General features: G+C 60.6%; 2 protein-coding genes and 1 pseudogene. All 3 read left to right on the top strand.

Going from position 1 to position 1,555, the window contains the following annotated elements:
* A pseudogene (locus tag QZL67_RS06850) lies at nt 1-261 on the top strand (hypothetical protein); the annotation flags it as partial.
* A 32-nt stretch (nt 262-293) separates the two neighbouring features.
* Nucleotides 294-758 (top strand): sigma-70 family RNA polymerase sigma factor, encoded by a 465-nt coding sequence (locus tag QZL67_RS06855; RefSeq protein WP_366914401.1) that lies wholly within the window; start codon nt 294-296, stop codon nt 756-758.
* Nucleotides 742-1,533: a hypothetical protein gene (locus QZL67_RS06860; protein WP_292920045.1), complete on the top strand. Its 792-nt coding sequence runs from the start codon at nt 742-744 to the stop codon at nt 1,531-1,533. Before QZL67_RS06855 ends, QZL67_RS06860 begins: the two co-directional genes overlap by 17 nt.
* Nucleotides 1,534-1,555 lie beyond the last annotated feature (22 nt).

Genomic DNA, 1,555 nt, shown 5'->3' on the forward strand with positions numbered 1-1,555 from the left:
CTCTGTGCGGGGGGCCGGGGGGGCGCCCGCCTTTCCGCCAGCGGGGCCTGCGGAACTGGGACCGGCGTCTGCCGGTATCTGGACGCGGATCATGACGGCGTCTGTGATTTCTGCGGCGCCGATGGTGCGGTCTGCGTCAGCCAAAACGGAACGGGAAGATATTATCAGGATGAAAACGGCGACGGCATCTGTGACCACTGGGACGGTACTTCATGTGCCGGACAGGGCGGAGCCTTCCGCGCGGGACACGGCTGCCGGTAACAGGGGACGATAGGATGCGGAGCGAGCAAGAGGTGAACAGGGCAATCGAACAGTATTCCGATACCGTTCGGCGGCTTTGCCTGATTCATTTGAAAAATGACGCCGATACCGAGGACATATTTCAAACGGTGTTTTTGAAATATGTCCTTAGCTCCGTTTCCTTTGAAAGTGAAGAACATGAAAAAGCGTGGTTTATCCGCGTCACCATCAATGCCTGCAGGGACCTGCTCAGAAGCTTTTTCCGCAGCCGCACCACGCCGCTCCATGAGCTGATGGAGCGGCCAGCAGAGCTGCAGCCGGATCACCGAGAGGTTCTGGACGCGGTACGTTCTCTGCCGCCCAAGTACAGGGACGTGGTGTATCTGCACTACTATGAGGAGTATACCGCGCCGGAGATCGGCCGGATTTTGGGGAAAAATGTCAATACGGTCTACACGCGCCTGACGCGGGCCAAACAGATGCTCCGGGAGAAGCTGGGGGGTGACGGGGATGCATGATGCGCTGAAAGAGGCGTTCGATCAGGTGCGGGCGGAGGAGGCGCTGAAGGCGCGGACCAGGGCGTACCTTTGGCAGAAGACCCAGGGGTACACCAGAGGAGTTCCGGCGTCCCGTAGACGATGGGTCCCGGCGGCAGCGTGCCTGCTGCTGGTGGCTTTGCTGTGGGGCGGCCGCTGGCTCTATTTCACCCCCACCGTAGAAATCAGCGTGGACATCAACCCCTCCATTGAGCTGGGGGTGAACCGGTTTGACCGGGTGATCTCTGTCAGCGGCTATAATGCGGACGGGCAGGCCCTTGTCCAGTCGCTGGATGTGAAATATCAGGACTGCGCCGATGCCATCGGCCAGATCCTGGAAAACGAGACCATCAGTGCGCTGCTGGATGACGACGGCCTTTTGAGTATTGCCGTGGTCGGAGCGGATGACGCGCAGACATCCAGAGTGCTCTCCCGGATCGAGACCTGCACGGCAGGTGAGGAAAACGTCTGCTGCTATTCTGCCCATGCTGGGGAAGTGGAAGAGGCCCATGACATGGGGCTTTCCTACGGAAAGTACCGGATGTTCCGGGAGATTCAGGCACTGGACCCGGAAATCACGGCAGAGGAGGTCCAGGGAATGACCATGAGGGAACTCCAGGACCTTTGGGACCGCCTGGCCGCAGGGGAGGAAGTGGCGGCCCAGACCGGGACCGGCGCAGCCGGTCACCATGGGGCCGACTCCGGAGGACACCACCAGGAAAACGAACAAAAGGGATGGCACGGCGGAGACGACTGATACTGCCAACCCGCCCGGACCG

The organism is Oscillibacter sp. CAG:155 (assembly GCA_000436875.1).
GTDB lineage: Bacteria > Bacillota > Clostridia > Oscillospirales > Oscillospiraceae > Oscillibacter.